The 1,526-nt window shown below is 69.3% G+C and carries 2 protein-coding genes; one reads left to right on the plus strand and one right to left on the minus strand.

The annotated features are described in order from the left end of the window. On the minus strand, positions 1-245 hold a 245-nt coding region (locus Q0066_RS15750; RefSeq protein ID WP_298134716.1), incomplete at its 3' end, for a DUF3054 domain-containing protein. Between the two features lie 23 nt (positions 246-268). On the opposite strand from Q0066_RS15750, the gene Q0066_RS15755 reads away from it, so the two are divergent. Beyond that, the coding region (locus Q0066_RS15755) for a proteasome accessory factor PafA2 family protein (protein WP_298134718.1) at positions 269-1,526 on the plus strand (1,258 nt) is incomplete at its 3' end.

A 1,526-nucleotide genomic window follows, 5' to 3' on the forward strand; every position in this document is an offset into this window, starting at 1 on the left:
CCGGCCCGGAGCAGCATGCCGACGATCAGGGTGCCGAGCCAGACGAACACACCGTTGAGCAGCGTGTGGGTGGGGCGGCGCATGGCGAGCAGCGCGATCGTGGAGGCGGCCAGCGCGACGACGAACGGCCACGCCGTCACGACGATGCCGAGGAGCGCCGCGCCCTCGGCGTGCGAGAGCCGTCCGACGGTGGCGAATACCAGCACCACAAGCAGATCAATGCCCAGCGTCGTCCACCACTTCATGGCACCAACCCTACGATGAGGACATGCCGCTGCTGGGAACCGAGACCGAGTACGGCATCCTCGCGCCGGGGCGTCCGGACCTGCATCCGACGGTGCTCTCCGCGGCCGTGGTCGACGCGTATGCCGGCTCCGCAACGCTCTCGCGGGTGGATCCCGATGACCCGATCCCGATCGAGGACGCCCACAACCGGTTCCTCGGCAACGGCGCCCGGCTCTACGTCGACCACGCGCACCCGGAGTACTCCACGCCTGAGGTGACCTCGCCACGCGCCGCGCTGCTGGCCGACCTGGCCGGTGACGCGATCGTCGCGCGGGCTGCCGTCACGGCCGGCGAGCGGCTGGGGACGCCGGTGCGGGTGTTCAAGAACAACACCGACGGCAAGGGTGCCTCGTACGGCTACCACGAGAACTATCTGTTCGACCGGGCGACGCCGTGGGATCGGATCGTGGAGGGCATGCTGGCGTTCCTGGTGACCCGGTTGGTGTTCACCGGCGCAGGACGGGTCGGCCTCGGCCAGGCCAGTGATGCTCCCGGATTCCAGTTGTCCCAGCGCGCCGACTTCTTCGAGACCATCACCGGCCTGGAGACCACGGTGCGGCGTCCGCTGGTGAACACCCGGGACGAGCCGCATGCCGACGCCCGCCGTTGGCGCCGGCTGCATGTGATCGCCGGGGACGCCAACCGGTCCGAGACGTCCACCCTGCTCAAACTGGGGACGGCGTCCGCGGTCGCCGCGGCGATCGATGCCGGTGCGCTTCGTCCACCGCTGTTGGCCGATCCACTGGGTGCCGTCCGGCTCGTCAGCCGTGATCCAGCCTGCGAGACACCGCTGGAACTGATGGATGGACGCCGGCTGACGGCGATCGAGATCCAACGCGAGTATCACGCCCAGGTGACCGCCGCCGGCTGCGGCGACGCTGAGGTGAACGCCTTGTGGGAACGGACCCTGGACCGGTTGGTCGACGATCCGCTGACCTGTACCGAACTGGATTGGGTGGCCAAGCTCACCCTGATGGAGAGCTTCCGTCGCCGCGATGATCTCCGCTGGGATCACCCACGTTTGGCACAGCTGGATGTGGCCTGGGCCGACCTGGACGGGCGGGCCAGCCCTTATGCCGCGCTGGTGCGAGCCGGACGGATGCCTCGGCTCACCACGGACGCCGAGGTCGAGCGCGCCGTTACCGAACCACCGGAGGACACCCGGGCCTACCTGCGTGGACGCCTGGTGGCTGAGCGGACGTCCGAGGTGCTGGGCATCGACTGGTCGTGGATCCTGCTGC

It is taken from the genome of Micropruina sp. (genome assembly GCF_027492755.1).
Taxonomy (GTDB): Bacteria; Actinomycetota; Actinomycetes; order Propionibacteriales; family Propionibacteriaceae; genus Micropruina.